This window comes from Nocardioides pocheonensis (assembly GCF_003725535.1).
Classification (GTDB): Bacteria; Actinomycetota; Actinomycetes; order Propionibacteriales; family Nocardioidaceae; genus Marmoricola; species Marmoricola pocheonensis.
The window spans coordinates 1-23,232 of sequence record NZ_RJSF01000011.1 but is presented as its reverse complement, the minus strand read 5'-3'; the positions used below and the strand labels follow the sequence as shown (position 1 = coordinate 23,232).

Annotated in this window: 21 protein-coding genes and 1 pseudogene; 8 read left to right on the top strand and 14 right to left on the bottom strand. The window is 71.8% G+C overall.

All coding sequences use genetic code 11. The features are described 5' to 3' along the window. Positions 1-25: 25 nt before the first annotated feature. From EFL26_RS05700 to EFL26_RS05685, 4 genes are all read right to left on the bottom strand, one after another. Positions 26-1,381, bottom strand: a complete 1,356-nt coding sequence (locus EFL26_RS05700; RefSeq protein ID WP_246000040.1) for a sensor histidine kinase — start codon at positions 1,379-1,381, stop codon at positions 26-28. A gap of 23 nt (positions 1,382-1,404) precedes the next feature. Then, positions 1,405-2,079 (bottom strand): response regulator transcription factor, encoded by a 675-nt coding sequence (locus tag EFL26_RS05695; protein ID WP_123221942.1) that lies wholly within the window; start codon positions 2,077-2,079, stop codon positions 1,405-1,407. 59 nt (positions 2,080-2,138) lie between these two features. Then, a complete protein-coding gene (locus tag EFL26_RS05690) occupies positions 2,139-2,984 on the bottom strand; it encodes a 2-oxo acid dehydrogenase subunit E2 (RefSeq protein WP_123221941.1) in 846 nt (281 codons plus the stop codon). A 137-nt stretch (positions 2,985-3,121) separates the two neighbouring features. After that, positions 3,122-4,159, bottom strand: coding sequence for an alpha/beta hydrolase (locus EFL26_RS05685; RefSeq protein ID WP_123221940.1), 1,038 nt, complete (start codon positions 4,157-4,159; stop codon positions 3,122-3,124). 135 nt (positions 4,160-4,294) lie between these two features. Here EFL26_RS05685 and EFL26_RS05680 point away from each other — a divergent pair, with 135 nt between their 5' ends. The 3 genes from EFL26_RS05680 (at position 4,295) to EFL26_RS05670 (ending at position 6,104) form a co-directional block, all read left to right on the top strand. Then, the gene (locus tag EFL26_RS05680; RefSeq protein WP_123221939.1) at positions 4,295-5,164 is read left to right on the top strand and encodes an alpha/beta fold hydrolase; all 870 of its coding nucleotides are present in this window, start codon (positions 4,295-4,297) and stop codon (positions 5,162-5,164) included. Positions 5,165-5,270: 106 nt separating this feature from the next. After that, entirely contained in the window at positions 5,271-5,639 is a 369-nt protein-coding gene (locus EFL26_RS05675; protein ID WP_123221938.1) for a hypothetical protein, read from the top strand. Positions 5,640-5,729: 90 nt separating this feature from the next. Then, the gene (locus EFL26_RS05670; RefSeq protein ID WP_123221937.1) at positions 5,730-6,104 is read left to right on the top strand and encodes a hypothetical protein; all 375 of its coding nucleotides are present in this window, start codon (positions 5,730-5,732) and stop codon (positions 6,102-6,104) included. Between the two features lie 21 nt (positions 6,105-6,125). Here the strand turns inward: EFL26_RS05670 and EFL26_RS05665 are convergent, their stop codons facing one another. From EFL26_RS05665 to EFL26_RS05640, 6 genes are read right to left on the bottom strand one after another with little or no spacing between them, the layout of a single operon-like run. Continuing rightward, positions 6,126-6,719, bottom strand: a complete 594-nt coding sequence (locus EFL26_RS05665) for a hypothetical protein (RefSeq protein ID WP_123221936.1) — start codon at positions 6,717-6,719, stop codon at positions 6,126-6,128. 1 nt (position 6,720) lies between these two features. Continuing rightward, positions 6,721-8,292, bottom strand: coding sequence for a choice-of-anchor P family protein (locus EFL26_RS05660; RefSeq protein ID WP_123221935.1), 1,572 nt, complete (start codon positions 8,290-8,292; stop codon positions 6,721-6,723). Then, positions 8,289-8,996 carry an ABC transporter ATP-binding protein gene (locus tag EFL26_RS05655; RefSeq protein WP_123221934.1) on the bottom strand — a complete coding sequence of 236 codons (708 nt, stop codon included), beginning with the start codon at positions 8,994-8,996 and terminating at the stop codon, positions 8,289-8,291. Before EFL26_RS05655 ends, EFL26_RS05660 begins: the two co-directional genes overlap by 4 nt. Beyond that, positions 8,993-9,775: an ABC transporter ATP-binding protein gene (locus EFL26_RS05650; protein ID WP_123221933.1), complete on the bottom strand. Its 783-nt coding sequence runs from the start codon at positions 9,773-9,775 to the stop codon at positions 8,993-8,995. Before EFL26_RS05650 ends, EFL26_RS05655 begins: the two co-directional genes overlap by 4 nt. After that, the gene (locus EFL26_RS05645; protein ID WP_123221932.1) at positions 9,756-11,738 is read right to left on the bottom strand and encodes an ABC transporter permease; all 1,983 of its coding nucleotides are present in this window, start codon (positions 11,736-11,738) and stop codon (positions 9,756-9,758) included. Before EFL26_RS05645 ends, EFL26_RS05650 begins: the two co-directional genes overlap by 20 nt. A 6-nt stretch (positions 11,739-11,744) precedes the next feature. After that, positions 11,745-13,148 (bottom strand): ABC transporter substrate-binding protein, encoded by a 1,404-nt coding sequence (locus tag EFL26_RS05640; RefSeq protein WP_148046638.1) that lies wholly within the window; start codon positions 13,146-13,148, stop codon positions 11,745-11,747. Between the two features lie 275 nt (positions 13,149-13,423). Here EFL26_RS05640 and EFL26_RS05635 point away from each other — a divergent pair, with 275 nt between their 5' ends. Continuing rightward, entirely contained in the window at positions 13,424-14,431 is a 1,008-nt protein-coding gene (locus EFL26_RS05635) for a TIGR03617 family F420-dependent LLM class oxidoreductase (protein WP_123221930.1), read from the top strand. 83 nt (positions 14,432-14,514) lie between these two features. Here the strand turns inward: EFL26_RS05635 and EFL26_RS05630 are convergent, their stop codons facing one another. Then, the gene (locus EFL26_RS05630) at positions 14,515-15,282 is read right to left on the bottom strand and encodes a hypothetical protein (protein ID WP_123221929.1); all 768 of its coding nucleotides are present in this window, start codon (positions 15,280-15,282) and stop codon (positions 14,515-14,517) included. Positions 15,283-15,412: 130 nt separating this feature from the next. On the opposite strand from EFL26_RS05630, the gene EFL26_RS05625 reads away from it, so the two are divergent. The 4 genes from EFL26_RS05625 (at position 15,413) to EFL26_RS05610 (ending at position 21,318) form a co-directional block, all read left to right on the top strand. Next, the gene (locus EFL26_RS05625) at positions 15,413-16,918 is read left to right on the top strand and encodes a serine/threonine-protein kinase (RefSeq protein ID WP_123221928.1); all 1,506 of its coding nucleotides are present in this window, start codon (positions 15,413-15,415) and stop codon (positions 16,916-16,918) included. 91 nt (positions 16,919-17,009) lie between these two features. Then, complete coding sequence (locus tag EFL26_RS05620; protein ID WP_123221927.1) at positions 17,010-19,043, top strand: serine/threonine protein kinase; 2,034 nt, start codon at positions 17,010-17,012, stop codon at positions 19,041-19,043. A 151-nt stretch (positions 19,044-19,194) separates the two neighbouring features. After that, positions 19,195-20,421 (top strand): hypothetical protein, encoded by a 1,227-nt coding sequence (locus EFL26_RS05615; protein ID WP_123221926.1) that lies wholly within the window; start codon positions 19,195-19,197, stop codon positions 20,419-20,421. Between the two features lie 195 nt (positions 20,422-20,616). Then, positions 20,617-21,318 carry a hypothetical protein gene (locus EFL26_RS05610; RefSeq protein WP_123221925.1) on the top strand — a complete coding sequence of 234 codons (702 nt, stop codon included), beginning with the start codon at positions 20,617-20,619 and terminating at the stop codon, positions 21,316-21,318. 22 nt (positions 21,319-21,340) lie between these two features. On the opposite strand, the gene EFL26_RS05605 is transcribed toward EFL26_RS05610, so the two are convergent. From EFL26_RS05605 to EFL26_RS05595, 3 genes and pseudogenes are all read right to left on the bottom strand, one after another. Beyond that, a complete protein-coding gene (locus EFL26_RS05605; RefSeq protein WP_123221924.1) occupies positions 21,341-21,673 on the bottom strand; it encodes a hypothetical protein in 333 nt (110 codons plus the stop codon). A 102-nt stretch (positions 21,674-21,775) separates the two neighbouring features. Next, positions 21,776-22,015 (bottom strand): annotated as a pseudogene (locus tag EFL26_RS24480) (dihydrofolate reductase family protein); the annotation flags it as partial. 902 nt (positions 22,016-22,917) lie between these two features. Further along, positions 22,918-23,232, bottom strand: a 315-nt coding sequence (locus tag EFL26_RS05595; RefSeq protein ID WP_148046637.1) for an HNH endonuclease signature motif containing protein, incomplete at its 5' end; no start/stop codon positions are given.

The following is a 23,232-nucleotide window of genomic DNA, read 5'->3' as shown; positions in this document are numbered from 1 at the left end:
GAACCGAACCTGAACGTGTGCCGCCTCAGACGGCAACCGCGGGCAGACGCACGGTGAAGCGCGCCCCGCCTGCCGGTGAGTCCGTGACCTGCACGGATCCACCACCGCTGTCCACGATCTTGCGGACGATCGCGAGCCCGAGGCCGCTGCCGCCCTCGTCGCGCGCTCGTGCGTCGTCGAGCCGCACGAACCGGTCGAAGACGCGTGCCCGGTCCGCCGCCGGGATCCCCGGCCCGTCGTCGTCGACCACCAGGCAGACGGTGCCGTCCTCCTCGGCGAGGGACACCGAGACCACCGAGTCGGCATGGCGGCAGGCGTTGTCGAGCAGGTTGCGCACCACCTGCCCGAGCAGGACCGCGCTCCCCCGCACCTGACCTGCTCCCACCGCGTGGGCGTCGATCTTCACACCGGGCCGGGCACGCGCCCGCGCCACCTCGGTGAGGACGAGATCGTCGACGTCCACCACCTCGCGTGCGCTGTCGTCGCCGCCCTCGAGGCGGGCCAGCAGCAGGAGCGCGTTGACCAGCTCCTCGAGCCGCAGGCTCTCGGCGAGCACGTCGGCCGCGAGCTCCTCGGAGGTCACCCGAGCCGGGTAGGCACTCGCGATCTCGGCGGCCTGGCGGATCACGGCGAGCGGGGACCGGAGTTCGTGGCTCGCGTCGGAGACGAACTGCCGCTGCAGTCGCTGGCCCTCGTCGATCCGGTCCAGCATCTCGTTGAGGGTGCGGGCCAGCCGCGGGATCTCGTCCTCCCCCGGGGGGATCTGCAGCCTGCGGCGCAGCTGGGCCACGGTGATGCGGTCGGCCTCGTCGCGCATCACCTCGACCGGGCGCAGGGCCCGCCCGACGCTGATCCAGAGGATCAGGCCGAGCGCGAGCACGATCAGCGGCACGGCGGTGGCCAGCACCCCGGCGGTCTCGGCCCGGGTCTCGTTGCGCTGCTCCGTCGAGCGTCCGACGATGATCAGCGCGACCCCGGTGTCGCCGGTCGCGCGACGGGCGACGAGCGTGAACGAGTCCGCGAGCCCCGGTACGACGGCCGACTCGGTCACGCCGGGCGTCGTCCGGAGCGCCACCTTCAACCGCTCCGGACGGTCGCTGGCCACGACCGTGCCGTCCGGCCCGACCAGCTGCACGACGACGTCGTTGCGGCCCGTCGTGGCGGCCTCGGCGGGCGAGACGCCGCGCCTGAGCTGCGCGTTGATCGCGACGGCGTCGAGCCGCGCGGAGTCGATCAGGCTGTTGCTCAGCGAGTGGGTGATCGCGGCGACGATCAGCACCGAGCCGAAGGCGGTCACCAGCAGCACGAAGACCGAGCCGAGCACGGTGATCCGGACGCGCACCGAGGTGCGTGCCCGCTGCCACCACGTGCGGCCGGACATCAGCGTCACGGACGTGCGTGGGTTCACTCGCTGTCCCGCAGCCGGTAGCCACTGCCGCGCAGCGTCTCGATGTCGGCCCGGCCGAACGGGCGGTCGACCTTGCGGCGGAGGCGGCCGACGTACACCTCCACGATGTTCGGGTCGCCCTCGAACGCGTAGTCCCACACGTGGCCGAGGATGTCGGCCTTGGTGACCACCTCACCGTGCCGGCGCATCAGGAACTCCAGGAGCGACATCTCCCGGCTGGTGAGGCTGATCTCCGTGCCGGCACGGGTCACCCGGCGTGCCGCCGGGTCGAGCTCGAGGTCACCCACCACGAGGTTCGTCGGTCGCTCGGTGGCCCCCCGGCGCAGCAGCGAGCGGAGCCGGGCGAGCAGGACCTGGAAGGAGAACGGCTTGGTCACGTAGTCGTCGGCACCGGTGTCGAGTGCCTCGACCTGGTCCCACTCGCCGTCCTTGGCGGTCAGCATGAGGATCGGGGTCCAGTTCGACTCCGCGCGCAGCGTCTCGCAGACCTTGTAGCCGTTGAGGCCCGGCAGCATGATGTCGAGCAGGATCGCGTCGTAGTCGTGCTCGCGGGCGTACCAGAGCCCCTCGTCGCCGTCGTACGCCGTGTCGACCGCGAACCCCTCCGCCTCGAGCCCTGTGCGCAGCGAGGAGGCGAGCCGCTTCTCGTCCTCGACGACCAGGATCCTCATGCCCGGAGTCTCACACGTCGCGGCGCCGCGTCGTCGGAAGGTTCAGGCGGTGTTCAGGTTCAGTCGGGGTGGGCGCAGTAGCGCTGCACCGACTCCGCGAACTGCGCGGCGTGGTAGCCGTCGACGTAGCGGTGGTCGAAGGTCGCGGTCAGCGTGAACATCGGCCGCACCACCACGCGCCCGGCGACCGCGACGGGCCGCGGCGTGACCGCGCCGACGCAGACCAGCAGCGGCACGCGGTAGTACGCCGCCAGCGGCGAGTAGGCCTGGCGGATGCCCCACATGCCGACCGACGTCACCATCGCGCCGCCGAAGGCCTCCCGACGGACGCCGAGCATCGGCAGGTCCAGGTGCAGGTCCGAGGACAGCCAGGCCGAGAGCCGCAGCGCCTGCCGCAGCACGCGCGGCGGCAGCACGGTGAGCATCTGCTTGGCCCGACCGAACTCCTGGTCGGCGCCGGCGGTGATCGCCGAGGTGCGCCGCTGCAGGGCGGTGGCGATCTCGACCGCGGACAGCTGGTCCGCACCCTCGATCTTCACGCCGGTGAGCTCGTCACCGCCGCCGGTGGCGACGATGAAGAACACGTCGATGCTCTCGCGGGGGTACTCCCGGCCGTGCGCGAGCCGCATCCCCAGCGACGGCACCTCCGCCAGGCCGCGCGCGACGGCGCGGCCGACCAGGTGGGTCATCGTGACGTGGACGCCGGTGCGCTCGCGCTCGTGGCGGGCGAAGTCCATCAACGCCTCGGCGTCGATCTCCATCTCGCCGAAGAACTGCGGGTCGACCGGAGGGCCCCAGGTCGCGCCGGCCAGCTTGCGCCAGCCCCGCACGCGGCGGCCCTTCGTCGTCCCGGCGGACGTGCTCCTCGGCAGGCGCGTACGACGCGCCGGTGCGACCTTCAACATGGGACCAGCGTGCGCCCCGTCACCGGTGAAGAGCAGGGCCTTCGGTCCCTCCCGACGGGGCCAACGTCCGGTGGGCGCACAGGCCGAGGTTTCGAGGCTCGCTGGCGCTCGCACCTCAACCACCGGTGCCGCGGAAGCTACGCCTCGATCGCCCAGGGCACGTCGGGGACGACCCGGTCGACGAAGTCCGCGATCTCCTCGAGGGCCTGGTCGGCCTCGGGCACGAAGCCGGCTGCGGCCTGGAACACGTGCACCTGGTGGTCCCAGACCTGGAGCTCGCAGTCGACACCGGCTCCGTGCAGCGCCGACGCCATCGACTCCGCATCGGGGTGCACGATCTCCGCGGTGCTCGCCTGGATCAGCGAGGGCGGCAGGCCGTGGAGGGCCGCGCGCGACGGGGTGTCCGGCAGGGCGTGCGCCTCACCTGCGCGACGAGCCGCGCGGAGCACGACCTTCGCGAGCGCGTCGAAGCAGGTGGAGGGGAAGACGGCACAGGTGCTCGCGGACTCCGCCTCGAGCTTCGCGGTGCCGTCGAAGTCGATCAGGGGGGACATCGCGACCAGTCCGGCCGGCATCGGCAGCCCCTCGGCCTCGGCCGCCAGCGCCACCTGGAAGGTGAGGTAACCGCCCGCGGAGTCGCCCATGATCAGCACCTTCGAGGCCGGCACGCCGGAGTCGAGCACGTGGCGGTAGGCGTCGAGGCCGTCCTCGACCGAGGCGCTCACCGGGTGGTGCGGGAGCTGCCGATAGTCCACCGCGACCAGGGTCGCCCGGTTGCGGTCGGCGATGCGCGACATCAGCGAGCGGTGCAGGAACCGGCCGCCGACCACGAAGGCGCCGCCGTGGAGGTAGACGATCACGCGGTCCTCGGTGTTCGGCGTGCGGAGCACCTCGGCCTTGCAGCTCGGCAGCTCGACGCGCTCGTACGTCGTGCCGGGCACCGGCTTGAGCAGCAGGCCGGCATAGTCGACGACGAAGTAGGGCCACGGCAGCAGCGGAACGCGTGACCAGACCGAGATGAAGGGTCGCACGGTGTTGCGCAGGGCACCCGCCAGCAGCCGGGACCGGGCGCTGCCGCCACCGAAGCGGGTCGGGACCGCGCGCTTCTCGAGCTCCTGCTCGGCGGCGGGGGACACCACCAGCGAGAGTCGTGATCGTGCCTCCGACGGGCTCATCGACGGACCTTTCTCACGGCGGGGTGCGCCGCAACCTATCGGGTGAACGCCCACCCCCGTAGGGCGATTCCCCATTTCTTGACTTGTCGGCCGGGTGCGACAGGACCTAAGGCATACCCGGGGCAGGATGTGCGCATGCGCCCCGTACGGATCGACCTTCCCCAGGTGTCACTTTCGGCACTCTCGTGGGGTCCTGAGTCCGGAAGACTTGCGGTCCTGCTGCACGGCTTCCCGGACACCGCGCACACGTGGCGCCACCTCGGTCCGGTGCTCGGCGACGCGGGCTGGAGGGTGGTCGCTCCGTTCACGCGCGGCTACGCGCCGTCGACGGTGCCGGCGGACGGCAGTGGTCACGTCGCCGCGCTGATGGCAGACGCGGTCGGGGTGCACGAGGCACTCGGCGGGGGCCCGGACGCAGTCCTCGTCGGGCACGACTGGGGCGCGATCACGGCGAACGCCCTCGCGGCCCACGACGACTCACCCTTCGCGCGGGTCGTGGCGATGGCGGTCCCGCCCTTCCCCTGCCTGCGGAGCCCGCGTGCGCTCCCCGTGCTCCCGCGCCAGCTCCGCAACAGCTGGTACGTCGGCTTCAACCTGCTCCCGGCGCTGCCCGAGCGCCGGTTCGACCGGCTGGTGCCCCGGCTCTGGCGGGACTGGTCGCCCGGGTACGACGCCACGGAGGACCTTGGTCACCTCGCGGCCGCCCTTCCGGACCGGGCGCAGCGCTCGGCGGCGATCGGCTACTACCGGTCGCTGGCCAGCCCCTGGCGGCCGGTACCCGCGCGCTACCGGCGTTGGAAGGGTGCGGAGATGCGGCTGCCCGTCGTACCGACGTTGTACCTGCACGGCGCGGACGACGGCTGCCTCGACGCCCGTCTGGCCGGCCTGGTCGCTCCGCACCTCCCCGCCGGCAGCGAGGTGCACGTGGTGCCGGACGCCGGGCACTTCCTCCAGCTCGAGCAGCCGGAGCAGACGGGCCGAAAGGTCCTCTCGTTCTTGGGCTGAAGGACCCTGTCCTGCCGCACCCGTGCGGGTGCACCGTCGAAGCAACGATCGCCGCGGCAGTGGTCCCGCCTCGACGAACCCGACCTCGCGAACCCGAGGAGGAGTGATGGCATTCTGGATGGTCGGCCTCGTGGCCGTGGTGGTGCTGGTCGCGCTGGCGATGCGCATGCTGAAGAACGAGTCCCTGGGTCGTGAGCGGGTCGAGGCCGAGCTGCACGACGCGAGCACCCCGACGCTGGAGTACGTCGTCCCGACCGGCGAGGACCCGGTCGTCGTGATCGCCGCGCTCGAGCGTGCGGGCTACACCGTGGGTGTCGACTCGCACGGGTCGCACCAGGTGGTGCTGGTCAAGTGCCCCGACAGTCCCGACCAGTCGCGCGCGAAGGTGCGCGAGGTGATCGCGAACGCCGGAGTGACGACGCCGAAGGTGGAGACGCGGCCCCGCGCCGCGGTCCGGTTCAGCGACGAGCCCTGAGAGCAGCCTGAGAGCGTCCCAGATCGGTTTCGCGCCCACGGCACCGGGTACGGACACAAGGTCTGGATCTGCTCCCAGGAAGGGGCCCCCATGTACTACGCCTTCGCCGTGTTCGCGGCGATCCTCGCCCTCGCCGTGATCACGCTGTACGTCGTCCGTGAGCAGACCGGGTTCCTGCGCCGGCGTGAGCAGGTGGACAAGGAGCTGCACTCCGACCGCGTGCCGACGCTGGAGTACGAGGTGCCGGTCGGCCAGGACCCGGCCGTTGTCCTCGCCGCCCTGGAGCGAGCCGGCTACGACGCCACCACAGACGCCACGCACCCGAACCAGACCGTGCTGGTCGGATGCCCGGGTGGCATCGAGGGTGAGCGGGAGCGGGTGCGGTCCGTGATCGAGTCGGCGGACGTCACCACCCCCGACGACGGCGCGCCGGTGCCGGCGGTGGTCCGCTTCCGCGACGAGTGACGGGCGCCTGCGCGCGTCAGGTCACTTCGCGCAGAGGCGGCAGCGCGTGAGGTTCGGCGCGTCGGCGCCCGCGGGACGGAGGTCCTCACGGCCGGCGACCAGGTCGCAGTCGGCGCGGTGGACGGTCGTGCCGTTGCCGGCGACGACGAGCACCGCGCCCGGGTCCCGCGGCCGGGCGGCGGGCCGAGCACCGTTCGCCACCGCGTTGTTGTGCGAGACGGCGTCCGCGAGCAGCAGCAGCGTGTCCGAGAGTTGACGCTGCGCCTCCTTCTGGTCCGCGGCGATGCGGGCGAGCCACGAGCCGAAGTAGAGGAAGCCGCCGACGAAGGTGATCCCGAGGCCGAGGATGCCGCCGGAGACGATGTAGGCGTTCTGGTTGTAGACGTACGGCGTGTGCGCCACGCCGTACCAGCCCAGGCCGATGACGATCAGGCCCGCAGGCAGGAGCACGGCGCCGGCGACGAAGAGCACCAGGTGGAGCAGCTGGGCCGGGTTGTCGCGCAGCGGGGCGACACCCTCGCCCCGGCTCGCGGCGCGGGGCATGGCGTGCGGCGCAGTCGCCTGTGCCGAATTCTGCGCCGGGATCTGGACGGCGGGCTGGACTTGGGTGGTCATCTCATGCCTTCCTCAGGTCGGGGATGCCGGCCTTCAGGCCGTGGGAACAGGTGGCGCCGACTCCGAAGAGCAGGCCGCCGGCTCGTCGCAGGTACCAGCCGGCGCCGGCCGCGAGGAGCATCCCGAGCAGGGTGAGCATGCCCGGCACGCTGCCGAGCGGTGGGAGTCCGGGGACCGCCGAGACCGTCTTCACGGGCGTGGTGGTCGTGGGCGCGGTCGAGGCCGCCGGTGCAGCCTCGGCCGACGTGGCCGGCGGGGCAGCCGTCCCGCTGCCGGCTGCCGGGCCGCTTGCGCTCGACGCTGCGCTGCTGTCGGAGGTGGTCGGCCCGGCCGCGGTGGTGTCGTCGCCGATCGCCGCCACGGTCTCGGCCTGGCTGGTCACCCCACCGAGCTTGACCACGATCTTCGGGTGCGCCTCGGTGAGGGCGAGGAGCAGGCTCTTGAGCTGCGCGGCCTGGTCGGGGAACTTGTTGATCAGGTCGGCCAGCGGCAGGTCCGGCAGCTTCGAGCGCAGCGGCGCCGTGTCGATGGTGATCGTCGGGCCCTGGGCCGCCGCGGTCGCCTGGGCGCCGTCGGTGGTGGCCGTGGGCTTCGGGATCTCGATGCTGATGCCCAGCGCCTTGAGCGCGTCGGTCGCGTTGGTGGGCAGGCCCGGCGCCGCGACCGGCGCACCGCCGGCGACGAAGCCGTCGCTGGTGAACGCGAACGGCGTGCCGGCGATGGTCATGCCGCCGTAGTTCACGCGGGTGCTGACCTTGCCGCCGTCGGCGATGTTGCTCGTGGTCTTCGCCACCACCTCGATGCCGGTCAGCTTGATCAGGCCGCCGAGGATGTCGAGCTCGCCGAGGCGGCTGGTCGCCGTGGCGATCACCTTGTCGCCGGAGTAGTCCGTGGTGGAGATGCTCTGCATGCCGTTGGCGTTGACCAGCAGGCTCAGCATCCCCAACGGGCTGGTCGACACGGGGTTGTCCCCGTTGCCGGTGGCCGTGCCGGTCAGGATGTTGCCGAGCGCGCTGAGGTCGCCGCCGAGCAGGGAGGTCAGCGGGTTGGCCGGCTTGGGCGTCGTACCGTCGCCGGCGTGGCCCTCCGGCACGTCGCCCCCGGTGCCGTAGCCGGCCTTGGCGATCGCCTTCTTGTCCGTGGCGTTGACGCGGGCCACCATGCCGGGCAGCGGCTCCTGGGCAGCCTGGGTGATGTCACCCGGGGACTGCGCGTTGACCTGCGCGGGGTAGCCGTTCTGGTACAGCGCTTCGGGCAGGCCGAGCTGCTCGCCGAAGGTCTTGAAGCCCTCGCCGATGGAGTCGCCGGGCCACAGGGCGGAGGCGCGGGCCGAGCCGGTGGGACCGGACGTGCCGTCGACACGGGTGTAGGAGAAGTCCATCTCGGCCTGCGGGTCGGACGGGATCGGGATGGCCGGCTCGTAGACCTCGATCCGCAGCGGGGTCGCGGTCGCCTGAGTGGTGAACCCGCTGAAGTCCGGGTCGGTGCGCACGACGGCCTGGCTCGGTGCGGCCACGAGTGGTGCGGCCATGAGCGCTCCGACCGCGGTCAGGACGACGAACGTGCGCCTCATGCGACACCTCCCAGGATGACGTCGGCCATGATCGAGCCGATCTCGTCGGGCTCGCCGGTCGCGACCACCCGTCCTCCGGACATCACCGCGGCGTAGTCCGCGATCCGCAGCGCCGTGCGGGCGAACTGCTCGACCACGAGGATCGAGACGCCCGTCTGCGCGATCTGGCCGACGGTCTCGTAGAGCTCGTCGACGATCAGGGGGGCCAGGCCCATGGACAGCTCGTCGAGCAGCAGCAGGGCCGGGTCGGAGGTCAGCGCCCGCGCCAGGGCGAGCATCTGCTGCTCGCCGCCGGACAGCGTGCCGGCCAGCTGATAGCGGCGCTCGTGCAGGCGCGGGAAGTAGGAGTACGCCGTGTCGAGGACCTGCGAGGCGGGGACGCCGGCGTACGACATCAGCTGGAGGTTCTCCTCGACGCTGAGGTTGGGGAACACGCTGCGACCCTCCGGCACCGTGGTCAGGCCCAGCCTCGCCAGCTCGTCGGGCTTCGCCCCCGCGACGTGTACGCCGGCGAGGTGGATGTCACCGGACGTCTGCTCCATCTGGCCGCTGATCACCTTGAGCAGCGTCGACTTGCCCGCGCCGTTCGGGCCGAGCAGCGCGACCACCGCTCCGCGCGGCACCCGCAGGTCGACGCCGCGGAGCACCTCGATGCGCCCGTAGGCGGCGTGGAGGTCGACCACCTCGAGGATCGGGATACTCATCGGGCCAGCACCTTCGTCTCGTCGAGGCTCTCGGCGACGTGGGCGCCCTGGCCCTCGTCGGAGTAGCCGAGGTAGGCACGCTGCACCTTGGGATCGACCCGGATCTCGGCCGGCGTGCCGGCGGCGATGACCGAGCCGAAGTCCAGCACGTGGATCTCGTCGCAGACCGACATCACCAGGTCCATGTCGTGCTCGACCATGAGGACCGTGCAGCCCTCGCCGGCCAGCTCGACCAGCAGCGCGCCGAACGCCTCGGTCTCGGCCTCGTCGAGACCCGAGGACGGCTCGTCGAGGAGCAGCAGCCGCGGCTGGCAGGCCAGGGCCCGGGCGAGCTCGAGGAGGCGTGCGGTGCCGGTCGGGATCGAGTCGGCCCGCTCGGCGGCGTACTCGGCGATGCCGACCCGCTCGAGCAGCTCGTCGACGTCGTGGTCGCCGGGGCGGAAGATCCCGCGGAAGCCCTCGTGGATGTCCAGCGCGACGCGCACGTTGTCGGCGACCGTGAGGGAGCCGAACGCCTCGAGCCGCTGGAACGTGCGCCCGATCCCCCGGCGCGCGCGCCGGTGGACCGCCGTGCGGGTGATGTCGCGGCCGTCGAACCGGACGTGCCCGGAGGTCGGTCGCTGCAGGCCGGTGATCACGTTGAAGCACGTGGTCTTACCGGCGCCGTTGGGGCCGATCAGCCCGGTCACGGAGCCCGCCACCACCTCGAAGGTGGCGTGGTTCACGGCGGTCACGCCGCCGAACTGGACGACGACGTCCTCAACCTGCAACAACGACATCGCGCTCCACCTCCGTCCCGCTCGCGGCGAGCGACTCGTCGTCGACGCCGTCCACCGCGCCGTCCCACTCGTCGGTGCGCGACCGCAGCGCCATCCCCGGGTAGCGCTCCGCGAGCGCCGGGTAGAGCCGGTCGACCACCCAGCTGTTGAAGCCGAAGATCTTGTTGGCCAGACCGTTCGGGTCGCGGCCGAGGGCGACCGCGCCGAACCCGAGCAGCGCGAAGAGGAGCCCGGCGATGTTCGCGTGGTCGGACTGCGCGACCGGGAGGTACATCAGGAAGACCCCGCCGATCGCCGCGCCGGTGACCGAGGTGACACCCCAGATCACGGCGACCAGCAGCACGAGCAGGCTGGCGAAGAACTGGAAGTCGTTGGCCACGATCGTGCCGCGCAGGCCGGCGAACAGGGCACCGGCGAGACCTGCGATGCCGGCGGACGCGGCGAACAGCCCGACCCGCAGCCAGCGCAGGTCGAGGCCGAGCGTGCCGCAGGCCGCCTGGCTGTCGCGCATCGCGATGAGGATGCGGCCCAGCCGGCCGCGACGGACGGCGATCACGCCGAGGGCGAGCAGCACGAAGAAGATCGTCATCATCACGGTGTAGGAGCCGGTGCCGTCGATCTTCAGGCCGAGCACGGAGAGCCGCTCGGCGTGGAGCGGGTTGTTGAACTGGAACGCGTAGGACGCCTGGAAGACCAGCTTGTCCATCAGCTGCGCGAACGCCAGCGTGGCGAGCGCGAGGTAGAGGCCGGTGAGCCGCAGCACCGGGATCGCGACGAGCGCGCCCACCGCGGCGGCCACCAGGGTGGCGACGAGGAGGCCGAAGAGGTTCGGCTGGTCGATCTTCGCGTAGGCGACCGCGCCCACGCCGGCGAAGGTGAACTGGGCGAGCGAGACCTGGCCGCCGTACCCGGTCAGGAGCACGAGGGACAGCATCACGATCGCGTACGTCGCGGCGGTGCCCAGGAGCAGCAGGTTGCTCGTCGACAGCCCGACCGCGAGCAGCATCGCGAACAGCACGAGCGCGCCGCCCCAGATCGACGCGCGACCCAGGGTCGGCACCGGCGCGGACACCAGGCCCTTGACCTGACCGATCCGCAGGGGTGCCTGCGGTAGCAGCACGATGATCCCGAAGAGGAACAGGGTCGGCACCACCGCGCGCAGACCGGCCACGTTGCCGGCGCTGGGCAGGTAGCCGACGGCGTAGGACTGGAGGATGCCCAGGCCCATGGCCCCGACGTAGGTCATCGGCAGGCTGGTCAGCTTGCCGAGCATCGCGGCGGCGTACGCCGAGATCACCAGGAGGGTGAGGTCGTAGTACTGGAGCCCGATCACCGGGGTCAGCAGGATGCCGGCGAGCGCGGCCAGCGACGTGCCGATCGCCCAGGCCAGTGCGGCGACCAGCTGCGGGCGACCACCGTAGAGCTGGAGGAGGTCGGGGTTGTCCACGCTGGCCCGCATGGCCGTGCCGATCCGGGTCCGGTTGAGCAGGAGGTACAGGCAGCCCGCGACCACGCCACTGAGCACCACCGTGAGCACCTGGTGCCACGTGATCACCACGTTGCCCAGCGTGATCAGGTGACCGGCGAAGAACTGCGGGACCGTGCGGGAGGCGGGCGGCCAGATCTGCGTGGCGACGCCGATCAGGCCCACCAGGATGCCGACGGTGACCACCAGGGAGACGCCGATCGGCTGCGAGCCGAGGCCCCGGGTGAGGACCCGCTGGACGAACACCCCGAAGGCCGGTGCGACGACCAGGAGCACCAGTGCGAGCGCGAGCCACGCCGGCATGTGCTGGCGCTGGCTGAAGTCCCAGTAGACGAAGGCGAAGACCATCCCCACCGCGCCGTGCGCGATGTTGAACACCCGGGTCGTGCTGTAGGTCAGCACGAGGCCGCTCGCGGCGATGGCGTACGCCGCACCGGTGAACAGCCCGATGAAGGTGTAGGAGAGGAAGGAGTCCATGCCAGGTCACCCGGCCTTGCTGAAGCCGTCGCACTGGTAGCTGGTGCTCCCGAGTGGGGTCCACTTGCCACCCTTGAGCTGCAGGAACCGGATGCAGGACGGAGCGTGCTTGCCGCCGATCGCCATCGGCGCGTGCAGGCCGTTCGCGGTCCAGTTGTCCACGCCCTTGAGCTTCGCGACCAGTGAGGCTCGGCTGAGCTGGCCGCCGAGCGCGGCCGCCTGTTCGACGAACAGCTTGGCCGCCGACCAGGCGAACAGGCCGAAGAACGTCGGGACGGCGCCCGGTGAGACCTGCTGCAGCCACTGCTTGTAGAGGTTCACCTCCGGCTGGCTCTGCTCGAACGGCGTGAACATGATGAAGATGACCGCGCCATCGACCGCGCTGCCGCCCGACTTCACGAAGCCGGCGTCGTAGGCCGTCGGGTCGAGCAGGAAGATGTCCGGCTTGAAGTTCGCCGCCTGCATCGCCTGCGCCAGACGAACCGCCTGCTGGTAGCCGCCCAGGAACTGCACCCACCGCACGCCCTTGTCCTTCATCTGCTGGACGTAGGGGCCGTAGTTGAACTCGGCGACGTCGATGCCCGCGCTGTAGACGAAGCTCATGCCGCGCTGGGTCTCGACGGTCTGCTGGGTCTTGGCGTTCTCCGCGGCGGCTCCCGCGTTCAGGTAGAGGAACGCCGCCTTCTGGCTGGCGTCGTGGTAGTTCTTCACGAAGAAGTCCGGCACGGAGTTGGAGAACTCGTGGTCGCCGCTGGACTCGGCCCCGAAGCAGGTGGAGCACTGGTTGCGCGCCGCCGTGACGGCCGCCGCACGGACGTCGGGGAGGCCGCAGGACTGGGCCGTGGCCGCGCCACCGGAGTCGAAGGCCGACATCGAGCCGACCGCGGCGAAGGTCTGGTCGCACAGCTTCTGGTACGACTGCTGGTCGGCGCCGGCGTCGGTGCGGCTGTCGAGGTTGATCAGGCTGAGCTTGCGGCCGCAGATGTTCGACCTGGAGTTGAAGTAGGCCACGTAGGCCTTGGTCGCCTGCTGGGCGGAGGAGAACAGGCCGGGCACCGGGCCGCTGATGTCGGAGGAGTTGCCGATCGTGATGGTGCTGTCGGTGATGCCGGTCGTGTTCTTGAACCCGGCGCAGGACGCACCGCTCGCCGACGGCGCGGCGCCCCCGGCACCCTTCGTCTTCGGCTTGCCGCCGGTCGATCCCGTGGCAGTGGACCCCGTGCCGGTGGACCCGGTGCCGGTCGCCGCCCCGCCCGTCGACGCCGCCGTGGGCGCGTCGACGCTCGAGCCGGTCGTGCCGGTGTCACCGGTCGCGGTGCTGTCGCTCGACGTGCCGGTCGTGTCCGTGCTGGACCCGGCGCCTTGACCCAGGATGCTCTGGTTGGCCGCCAGGGCCTCCTTCGGACTCACCTCGGAACCGCCGCAGGCGGTGGGCACGAGAAGTGCCAGTGCGAGGACGCATGCTCCGACCAACTTGCTGCGCACAGCCGAACTCCTGACTCCGGTTTGTGAACCGCGAACGGGACCCACATCACATAACGGGCGGATGTGGCGGAGGTTACACAGAAGTTGGAACAAGTTCTAGATTCGTCGGAGCCGTCTCGAACCCCGGATCTCGGCGCGCCGTGTCCAGCGAGTCCGCCGGTTCGGCGGGTCGGTCCGGCACGGCGGGTCATACTCGGCGGGTGCTCCTCGACGTCCAGCTCGACGCCCGTCCCGACCGGGCCGCCGACCGTGCGCGCGAGCTCGTCGGGGCGGGTGTCGACGGCCTGTTCACGTTCGAGGGGCCGCACGACGTCTTCGTGCCGCTGATCGCAGCGGCCGGCGCCGTCGAGACCGACCTGATGACGAATGTCGCGATCGCCCTCCCCCGCAGCCCGATGCATCTCGCGCACGCGGCGTACGACCTCCAGCTGCTGAGCAAGGGCCGCTTCCGGCTCGGGCTCGGTTCGCAGATCCGCCCGCACATCGAGCACCGGTACGGCGCCACCTGGCACCGGCCGGTCGCGCACATGCGCGAGATCGTCCTGGCCGTCAAGACGATCCTCGCGTCGTGGCAGGGCGGCGACCGCCTCGACTTCCGCGGCGAGTTCACGCGTCACACCCTGATGCCGCCGACGTTCGTGCCCGGCCCCAACCCGTACGGCGCACCGCCGGTGCTGCTCGGCGCGCTCGGCCCGCAGATGACCCGCACCGCCGCCGAGGTGGCCGACGGGCTGCTGGTGATGCCGTTCCACAGCCACCGGCACTTCCGGGAGCGCACCCTGCCGGCCGTCGCCGAGGGGCTCGAGCGTGCCGGGCGCGAGGTGCTGCCGATCTACCCGCAGGCGATCGTCGCGATGGGACGCACCGCTGAGGAGCAGGAGCGCGCGCTCCACGGCGTACGGGCCCTGCTGGCGTTCTACGGCTCGACCCCGGCGTACCGGCCGGTGCTGGAGGTCGAGGGCTGGGCCGACCTGCAGCCCGAGCTGAACGCGCTCTCCAAGACCGGCCACGTCGCCGCGATGGTCGACCTGGTCGACGACACCGTGGCGCGCACGCTCGCCGTCGTCGGGACGCCCGAGGAGTGCGCGGCGGAGCTCACGCGACGGTTCGGTGACGTCGCCGACCGGGTCTGCGTCTACTTCCCGGGCTACGACGCGCCGCTGGACCAGGTCGGCGACCTCGGTCGCGCGCTGCGCGGCGGACCCTGACGATCCTCAGGATGGTGGCAGCGCCCGTCGTGCGGTGTGCTGGTGCAGGTCCGGGTGAGGGCCTGCGGGGGGCCTCCAGGTCCTCACCCGGGAAAGAGGTCGAGGTCCTCGGCCTGGACGATCTCCGACGGCGGCTCGAGGTATCCATGGGCGACGAGCGCGAAGACGTACTCGGGGTCGACCACGCCGTACTGCTGGGCCAGGCCGAGCGCGTAGGCCTTCTTGCGCACCCCCTCCAGCCGCTGGATGACCGCAGCGGGCGAGACGCCGAGCCGCCGGGCGGCCGCCTCGATGGTCAGCGCCTGCGGGGCCGGGAGTGGAGGCCAGGCGAGGTGCTCCTGGAAGATCAACGTCACCGCGGCGAGCTGCGCGTCGGTCAGGTCGACGGGTCGCGGGTTCTGGACCGTGACCGCGGAACGCTGGAGCGGGATGCGTGCCGTCGGCTCCCCGCGGCCCTCGACCAGGACCCAGTACACCGGCGCGTCGGGACGGTCCAGGGTCGTGCCGCTGATCACGCGCACCCCGACCTTGCCCGCGAGCACCTGCTTGTCGGGACCGGGCGCGAGGTAGCGCGACCGGGAGCCCCACGGATGGACGACGACGCCGTTGCGGTTGGAGACGGAGAGCTCGACGGCGCCCGCCGAGAGCGTCCGCAAGCCCACGGCGATGCGGGACACCGAGAGGTCCTCGGGATGGTCGGCGATCTGGAGGTCACCCTCGCGCCCGATCTCGACCGTCTCCCCCGCTGGGACGACGACGGAGGTCCTCGGACCGAGCTGGTCCCCGTTGCGGTCGGTGGTCGCCACGAGGACGCGCACGGCGTCGGCAGCTGTCGGCGCCGGCTCCCCCATCACCACTCCGTTCGGTCAATCCCCCCACACCCGAGCTCTCGCACCGACATCCTGATCACCGGACGGACCCCGGGTCAATGAGCCGAAGGGACCGGATCGACAGGCGCGGCACCGCTGGAGAGGAGAGGCCTTGCCCGACGAGCATGGCACGCGCACCGCGGTGTGGCCGCTGACGACACCGGATGATGCGGACGCCTGGGACGCGTGGCTGCCGCGGATCGAGGCGGCACGACACCCCTCGCTCGCCCGGGTGGTCGCAGGCTCACGGGACGCGACCTCTGCGTCCCTCACCCTCCTCGACCCGGACTCCGAGGCGGTCACGGCCTGGGCCGCACGCACCCAGGCGTCGGTGCCCGAGAGACTGTCGATCCTGCGCGCGGCCGCCGCGGCGCTCGACTCCCTCCACGCAGGCACGGCACGGACGCCGGGTGTCGCCCACGGCGCGGTCAGCCCGGACGCCGTCAGGGTGGCGCCGGACAGTTCCACGCGCGTCGTCGGCTACTCGCCCTGGGTCGGCACCACCGGCGCGCCGGAGAGGTTCCTGGCACCCGAGCTCGCCGCGGGCGCGGCCGCGACGACCGCCGGTGACGCCTACGCATTCGCCCGCACGGTCGCCGAGGTGCTCGGCGGCCCGGCCGTGGCCGACGCCCACGACCCGAACGACGTCGTGCGGGCACTCCGGTCGAGCCCCGACACCAGGCGGCGGACGCGACTGGTCAAGGCGGTGCACGCCGCACTGGCCAGTCCGCCCGAGGCCCGGCCGCACGCCCTGACCGCGTGGCTCATCGCGGCCGTGGAGGGCACGGCGGCCACCGAGGTGACCTCACCGACCGCTGCCGAGCCGGACGTCCCCACCGACGCGCACCGGTCGGCAGCCCGCCCGGCCCTGGTCCTCATCGCCGTCGTGCTCGTCGCGGCGGTCGCGGCGTGGGGATGGATCGGGCGCGACACAGCGCCTACACGGGCATCAGGGCGGACGCCCACGCCGACGGGGCAGGCACGACCGACCGGTCCGCTGGGCGTGAAGGCGGCCTGGACGGCTCCGTGCGGACCCGACACCGGCATCGCAGCGACGAGCGTGCTCGAGGACCTGCAGCACCCGACGACTGCCGGCGCCCTCGACAAAGCCCCGCCGGCAGCGGGCGTCGGGCGCTGGCACACCGGGCGGCTCCTGCTCACGCTGGTGGGGCGCTCGGACGAGGACCCGGTGACGGTCACCGAGATCGACCTCGAGCAGGTCGGCACGACGCCCACACCTGCGTGGGTCGCACTGCCCGGCAGGTGCGACGCCGCTGCGGACCCCTCGCAGCTCCGCTACGCCGCCGACCTGGACCGGCGCAAGCTGCGCATCGTCGACCACGGCTCGGCCGCCGACTTCGACCCGAGCGGGCAGTTCAACCTGCGCACGACGCCGGTCGTCGTGGGCATCGACGTCACGGCGTGCAAAGCCGGCTACGCCTGGCGTCCCGTCATCCACTACTTCGTCGGCACGCACCAGGGGAAGGTCAGCCCCGGGACCTTCTACACCTACGGTCCGGTGGGCAGGGCCAACGTCTACCGGCTCGGGACGGGACGGTCGACGCCGACGCTCCAGTTCGGGCCGCAACCGAGCGCCTCTGGCTGCGCCGCGGACTAGACCGAGGTCGCGCGGCCCCGGTGTTTGGTCCCCGCGCCCGGAGCGCGCTGCCATGATCGCGACAGGTTGACCGCGCTGGGGCAGGAGGCCGATGGACACGTCCGCGTTCTGGGTCGGTCCTGCCGACGAGCCCGGACGCTACCGGCTGACCCACCTGCTCGGCTCCGGCGGCGAGGGCGAGGTCTGGCGCGCCGTACGTGCCGGCGACGAGGAGCGCGAGGTCGCCGTCAAGATCGACACCCTGCCGAGCGACGGCACCGACGACTGGGCCAAGCGCCTCGATGCACTGGGGTCGCTCGTGGTACCCGGCCTGGTCCGCGTCGAGGAGACGTTCGTGGGGGTCGCCCGGCACCGCGCGGACGACGACACGAGCGCCGCACCCACCCACCGGTACGTCGTGATGAACCACGTGCCCGGTCTGACGCTCCGCACCTGGCTCGACGAGCACCCGGATGCCGCGCCGCGTGAGCGGATCCGCATCCTCCGGGGTGTGGCGGCGACGCTCAGCCGCCTGCACCGGGGCAACGGCGGGCCGGGCCCGATCACCCACGGCGACGTCAAGCCGACCAACATCATCATCGGCACCGACGGGGCTCCGGTCCTCGTCGACCTCGGCCTGCTGCGGCCCGCGGGTTCCGGTCCCGCGAGCGGTCGTACGGCGGCGTACTCCTCTCCCGAGCTGCGCAACCCGGACGGTCGACCGGGACCGCGCGCGGACACGTTCTCGTTCGCGGTCACCGCGATGGAGACCCTGACCGGCCTGACTCCGCCGCTCTCGATCGACGGGAGCCTCGACCTCGACGCGACGCGGGCGAGGGTCGCGACCGCGCCGGCGCTCCGGGCACGCCCAGTGCTGCGTCGGCAGCTGCTGCGCAGCCTCGCGCCCGAGCCCGAGGGACGCCCGGGGACGCCGGTCCGCGTGTTCGCCGGCCGGACCGCCGTGCTCGTCCTCGTGCCGATCCTCCTGGTCATCGGTGCCGGCGGGTCGGCGATCGCGATGCGCACGGCCGGGGAGCACGCGGCCGGACCGGCCGCAGCGACCGGTCCTCGCACGCCCACCACGTCGAAGCGCATCATCGTCGATCCGCCGACGACGGGCTCCCCATCGCCGACAGCTCCGACGTCCGCGCCGCCCACGGGCACGGTGGCGAAGCCGTCGCCCGCCTCGCCCAGCCCGTCCGCGACGACGAGCAACCCGGCCGTCGTGCACGTCGTCGACCACGGCCAGATCCTGAACGGGCGGCTCACCGGCGGCACGAACCTCGACACCCAGGTGGACTGCAACGAGCCCCAGGGCCCGGTGACGGCTGACCTCTCGCCGCTGCAACCGACCAGCTGGGGCGGCGGGAAATTTCAGCTGGTGCTCACCGCCAAGCAGGACCTTCACGTCCTTGCCGTGACCCGGATCCCCACACGGGCGCCGGCGCCGACCAGGGTGTTCCAGAAGCTCGGGCTGACCTGCCCTGTCGGCACCGTGGTCTCACCGCCCGAGCCCGCGCACGTCTGCCCACCGCCGACGCAGCAGTTCACCACCTTCGCGCGCTACCGCGCCGACGCCGACAACGGCGGGTGGCAGCAGGTCATCGGCAACGACCACCGGCCGTTCGGCGTCCTCGACGGCAGGTGCCGACCGCCGAGCGTGGTCGACCTGGTCGCCGACGACTGCCGCACGAACGTCGACTACCAGGTGCGAGTCAGGTACGAAGTCGTCGGGAAGCCCGGGACGATCTACGAGCGCACCTTCCCCCCGATCCACCTGAGGGCTCGCGTGACCCACGGACACTTCGTGGCGGCGGTCGAGAACCTCCCCGACTACGCCTTCCCCTTCTCCGGTGGTCCGGACGGCTGTCGCGACCACGGGGTCTCGGTGACGCGGCCCTACGCGACCCCGACCGACGGGATCTACACGGTGCTGGTGGACCGGATCGCGCAGATCCGCCAGGACCACCCGTCGATGACGACTACCCAGGCCATCGACGCGCTGATCGTGGCCCTCGAGCAGGGCGGCACGCGCAGGGTTCCCAGCCCGTTCACCGCCGCCGACCTGCTCAACGTCTGCCACCAGGCCCAGGCCGACCCGGCCCGGTGGCGGGGCACGTGCGGTCCGCCGGACTCCTCGGGCTGACCGCGTCGCATCCACGTGCAGCCCGGGATGACCCGGGCCGGGACCGCGTGACCCTGATCAGGATCAGGATGTCGCTCCGGCGCTCCCGCTGATGTGCTCGTGCTTGCCGAGATTCGGCAGCGGCTCCTCCTCAGAGCAAAGGAACACGCACATGAGCACCCGTCATACGTCCCCCCTCCCACGGCGGTTCGGCGTCGCGCTGGGCGCCGGGCTCGTCGCCTCGGCCGCCCTTGCCGTGCCGTCAGTTGCGTCGGCCGCGCCCGCGCCGCTGAGCATCACCATGCCTGCGACCGGCGCCAGCACGTGCACCGTTGCCGTGATCACGTCGTCCGGCAAGGTGCTCGCCCAGCGCAGCGTCCAAGGTCTTCCCCGGCGCATGGTGGTGAAGGCGCCCGGCACGACCAAACACACCGCGCACCGGGGAGAGCGCCTGCAGGTTCGGTGCGGCTCGGTGACGCTCAGGCGGCGCGTGCCGGCGCACGTGTACGTCCGGCTGGCAGCGGTGAAGATCGGGCGCCTTCCCCTGCTGCCAGGTGAGTCGGCATACCCGATCTCGAACGGCTTCGCCGCACCGCTCGGCGAGCAGCTCGGTGCCGGCAGCTACGACAACGCCGCGATCGCCCGCGAGGGTCTCTCCCATCTCGGGCAATACCTGTACACGCCCGGTTCGCTGGACCACGGTCAGTGCAAGCAGGCTGTCAATGACTGGGTGTATGTCGCCTCGGGACACACCCAGCGCCTCGGCGGCGACTACTACGAGAACTACGCGGCCAACGGGGGCGTTCGAGTCAGCCGTGACAACGTCGCGGTCGGGGACATCATCCAACTGACCAACCCGCGCGACCACGCCAACTACTACTGGCCGATGCACACCGCCGTGATCCTCGGCCACACGGCCGGCTCGAATTCGTTCGACGTCGTCGACAGCAACTACGTCGCTCCGGACACCGTGGGCCGGCACTCCTGGGATCCGTACGCCTCGGCGGCCCGCGCCGGCCTCGAGGTGACGATCTGGCGGATGGGCACCGTGATGGCCGCACCTACCCCGACACCCACACCCGCGCCCACCCCGACGCCCACGCCTGCACCGGCGCCGACCTGGAGCGAGACGACCGGTGGAGCTGCCCACACCTGGACGAATTACACCAACGCTGGCGGCACCGAGGGCCCGACGATCGCCGGCTACACAACGGTCCAGATTGCCTGCAAGGTGACCGGCTTCAAGGTGGCGGACGGCAACACCTGGTGGTACCGGATCGCCTCGAGTCCGTGGAACGGCGCCTACTACGTCTCCGCCGACGCCTTCTACAACAACGGTCAGACCTCGGGCAGCCTTCTCGGCACTCCCTTCGTGGACCCCAACGTCCCGAACTGCTGACCACCTTCCCCGTTTCGTGCGGCCCCGGGACACCGGGGCCGCACGGCTCTGTCCCGGCGAAGCCGAGGCGAGGCGCGACCCTGAGGATCATCAGGATTCTCCGAAACGCGCTCCGCTGGTGTGCTGGACGCAGTCCCACCAGACCACTTCGCCGAAGACCGGTCCTCCGGGGGAGCAGACGAACAGGACGAGCTCATGACCAGGACTCCCAGCCGCCGCGCAGCCCTTCCGCGCCGCCTGCTCCTGCCGGCCCTCGTGGTCGCTGCGGTCACCGCGCTGGCGCCGACCCAGGCCATGGCCGAGGCGGACTCGGTCACGATCACCTCGCCGACGCCGGGTACCGTCCTAACCTTGGGGGACGGCGCGACGACCCTGCCCCCCGACGGACCCGTCACGATCACCTTCGTCGCCACCGGGTCACCGGCCACCTGCGCGCTCGACGACCAGGCGCCGACGCCGTGCGCCTCACCGTTCACGTTCGACCACGTCACCGCGGGGTCGCACGCGGTCACGGTGACCGCCGGCGCGGCCACCGACGTCAGCGCTTTCACCCTTGGCTTCGTGATCATCGGCGACCCGCCCCGGACGCACCAGGCACCCGGGTCGGTCGCAGCCCGGTGGCGCGTGGAGGGGCAGCGCACCTGGGTACGCCGGCTCAAGGTCACCGGGCTCTTCCGCCACTCGCGCGTCGCGGTGCGGTGCCTGGGCCGGGGCTGCCCCTCGCGGCGCACGGTGTCGACCGTCGCGACCAGGAGCGTGGACCTGACGTCGTTCCTCCGCGGGCACACCCTGCGACCCGGCGCTCGCATCGTGGTCAGCGTCGACCGGCGCGGGTTCGGCAGAAGCACCTTCCGCTACACGATCCGCTGGGGTGCCAGCCCGTTCCTGTTCCGGTGACGATCGGCGGGGTCGGCCGCGCTCAGGCGTTGTCGGGGTTGTTCGGGTCCTCCGGGTCGCTGAACCGCGGCGGCTCGGAGCCGTCATAGTCCGGAGAGTCGGTGAACTGCCCGCGATCGTGGTCGAAGGTGCGCTCGGTGTTGTCGACCTCCGCGCCGTCGGGACGGTTGTCCGGGTCGAGGCGGCTGGCCCGTTCCTCCTCGATCTGCTGCTTGGTCTGCTCGTCGGGCTCTCGGCTCGGATCGATGCCGAGGCTGCGGCCTGCGCGCGCGTCGGTGTCGATCCCTCCTTCGTCCAGGATGGTGCCGCTCCGGTCGGCGTCGCGGCCCACGGGATCGTTGGCTGACTCGGCCATGTCGACCTCCCTGAGGTTCGAGTGCCTCCGGTGGTTCCGTCGGCACCTTCGTGCCAGTGCCCCACCTCGCCCACGGCAATCCCCGTCGGTGAGCACGGCGTGTCACCCGCGCTGGTAGCGCGCGACGATCACGCCCTTCCTGGTCGCGACGGAGCCGACCAGGCGCAGCTCCGTCACGCCTGCGGAGTCGGGGAAGAGCCGCAGTCCCGGCCCGAGCGTCAAGGGGTGGATCAGCAGCGTGTACCGATCGATCAGCCCGGCTCCGTGCAGAGCGTGCACGAGCGACGTGCTGCCGATGATCGACAGGTCCCGCTCGGACCGCTCCTTGAGCCCCGCGACCTGCTCGACGGCGTCTCCCCCGCAGCAGCACGGAGTTCTGCCAGGTCTCCGCGTCGTCGAGCGTGCGGGACACGACGTACTTGGTCGCTGCGTTCATGTGCGTCGTGAACGGGTTGCCGTCAGTCGCGCGGCCCCATGCGGTGATGAAGTCCTCCCACGTACGCCGGCCGAACAGCATGTCCCCCGGCGCGCTCATCGACGCGGCCATCTCGCGGCCCATCACGTCGTCGACGTACCGCTGACCCCATCCGCCGTGCTCGAAGCCGCCGCGCGTGTCCTCGTCCGGCCGCCCCGGTCCCTGGACGACACCGTCCAGGGACACGCTCATCGTCACGCCGATCGAACCCATGACCGCTCCTTCCTCCGCTTTCCCCGAGGGGACTGACGAGGGGGAACGAACGAGCCGGCCCTCGATCGACACCCCCGCGGGGAAGGCCGAAGACCCCGGGACGTCCCGGGGCCTTCGCCTTCGTGCGGTCGATCGGTGGGTCAGTCGGTCTCGGCGGACGGCAGGTACGCGCCCGGCACCTCGTGGGGCAGGTAGACCTTCGAGTCACCCGGGTAGGGCACCTTCCAGTCGTGCGTCTGGTACCACGTGTAGCGGTTCATCTGCTCGGGGTGGGCGTAGTCGGCCTTCGCCTCTGGGCCCCGGTGAAGTGCTGCTTCTGCGCCCACCGGCCCCACGCGGCGGCCGTCGACGCGTCCTGCGGAGCCACCGTCGGTGCTACCGGTGCGCCGGCCGGAGTTCCGTCCGGCGGACCGGAGCCGAGGCTAGGGACGCTCTTCTGCGTCACGGGGGCGTCAAGGCGACGGTCGGCGAATGGCGCGCGAGCAGTCAGCGCGTGCCGGTCAGGGCGTGCGGGTGCATGCCGACGGCCCCGCGGAGGTCGTCCGCGGGGTGTGGGTCAGCTGGTTCGTCGGCGCGGGGGTGGCTCGGCGGCTGCTGGGGTGAGGTCGGTGGTGCCGCTTCGATCGCGCAGCCAGGAGTAGCCGAACGGGCTGTGCCACAGGTAGGTGCCGGGCTCGACCATGGTGTAGGTCCAGCCGCCGTGGGTCTTCAACCGGTGGTGGCGTCTGCAGAGGGCGGCGAGGTTGTCGCTCGATGTCGGGCCGCCGTCCTGCCACGGGACGATGTGGTCCTTGTCGCAGCCTCGGGCGGCACGTTGGCACCAGGGAAAGACGCAGGTGCGGTCCCTGAGCTCGATCTGCTCGGTCAGGGT

Bases quoted from the DNA above. Each gene is read 5' to 3' on its own strand.
- EFL26_RS05700 (WP_246000040.1), bottom strand. From the start codon at position 1,381: ATGTCCGGCCGCACGTGGTGGCAGCGGGCACGCACCTCGGTGCGCGTC.
- EFL26_RS05695 (WP_123221942.1), bottom strand. From the start codon at position 2,079: ATGAGGATCCTGGTCGTCGAGGACGAGAAGCGGCTCGCCTCCTCGCTG.
- EFL26_RS05690 (WP_123221941.1), bottom strand. From the start codon at position 2,984: ATGTTGAAGGTCGCACCGGCGCGTCGTACGCGCCTGCCGAGGAGCACG.
- EFL26_RS05685 (WP_123221940.1), bottom strand. From the start codon at position 4,159: ATGAGCCCGTCGGAGGCACGATCACGACTCTCGCTGGTGGTGTCCCCC.
- EFL26_RS05680 (WP_123221939.1), top strand. From the start codon at position 4,295: ATGCGCCCCGTACGGATCGACCTTCCCCAGGTGTCACTTTCGGCACTC.
- EFL26_RS05675 (WP_123221938.1), top strand. From the start codon at position 5,271: ATGGCATTCTGGATGGTCGGCCTCGTGGCCGTGGTGGTGCTGGTCGCG.
- EFL26_RS05670 (WP_123221937.1), top strand. From the start codon at position 5,730: ATGTACTACGCCTTCGCCGTGTTCGCGGCGATCCTCGCCCTCGCCGTG.
- EFL26_RS05665 (WP_123221936.1), bottom strand. From the start codon at position 6,719: ATGACCACCCAAGTCCAGCCCGCCGTCCAGATCCCGGCGCAGAATTCG.
- EFL26_RS05660 (WP_123221935.1), bottom strand. From the start codon at position 8,292: ATGAGGCGCACGTTCGTCGTCCTGACCGCGGTCGGAGCGCTCATGGCC.
- EFL26_RS05655 (WP_123221934.1), bottom strand. From the start codon at position 8,996: ATGAGTATCCCGATCCTCGAGGTGGTCGACCTCCACGCCGCCTACGGG.
- EFL26_RS05650 (WP_123221933.1), bottom strand. From the start codon at position 9,775: ATGTCGTTGTTGCAGGTTGAGGACGTCGTCGTCCAGTTCGGCGGCGTG.
- EFL26_RS05645 (WP_123221932.1), bottom strand. From the start codon at position 11,738: ATGGACTCCTTCCTCTCCTACACCTTCATCGGGCTGTTCACCGGTGCG.
- EFL26_RS05630 (WP_123221929.1), bottom strand. From the start codon at position 15,282: ATGGGGGAGCCGGCGCCGACAGCTGCCGACGCCGTGCGCGTCCTCGTG.
- EFL26_RS05620 (WP_123221927.1), top strand. From the start codon at position 17,010: ATGGACACGTCCGCGTTCTGGGTCGGTCCTGCCGACGAGCCCGGACGC.
- EFL26_RS05615 (WP_123221926.1), top strand. From the start codon at position 19,195: ATGAGCACCCGTCATACGTCCCCCCTCCCACGGCGGTTCGGCGTCGCG.
- EFL26_RS05610 (WP_123221925.1), top strand. From the start codon at position 20,617: ATGACCAGGACTCCCAGCCGCCGCGCAGCCCTTCCGCGCCGCCTGCTC.
- EFL26_RS05605 (WP_123221924.1), bottom strand. From the start codon at position 21,673: ATGGCCGAGTCAGCCAACGATCCCGTGGGCCGCGACGCCGACCGGAGC.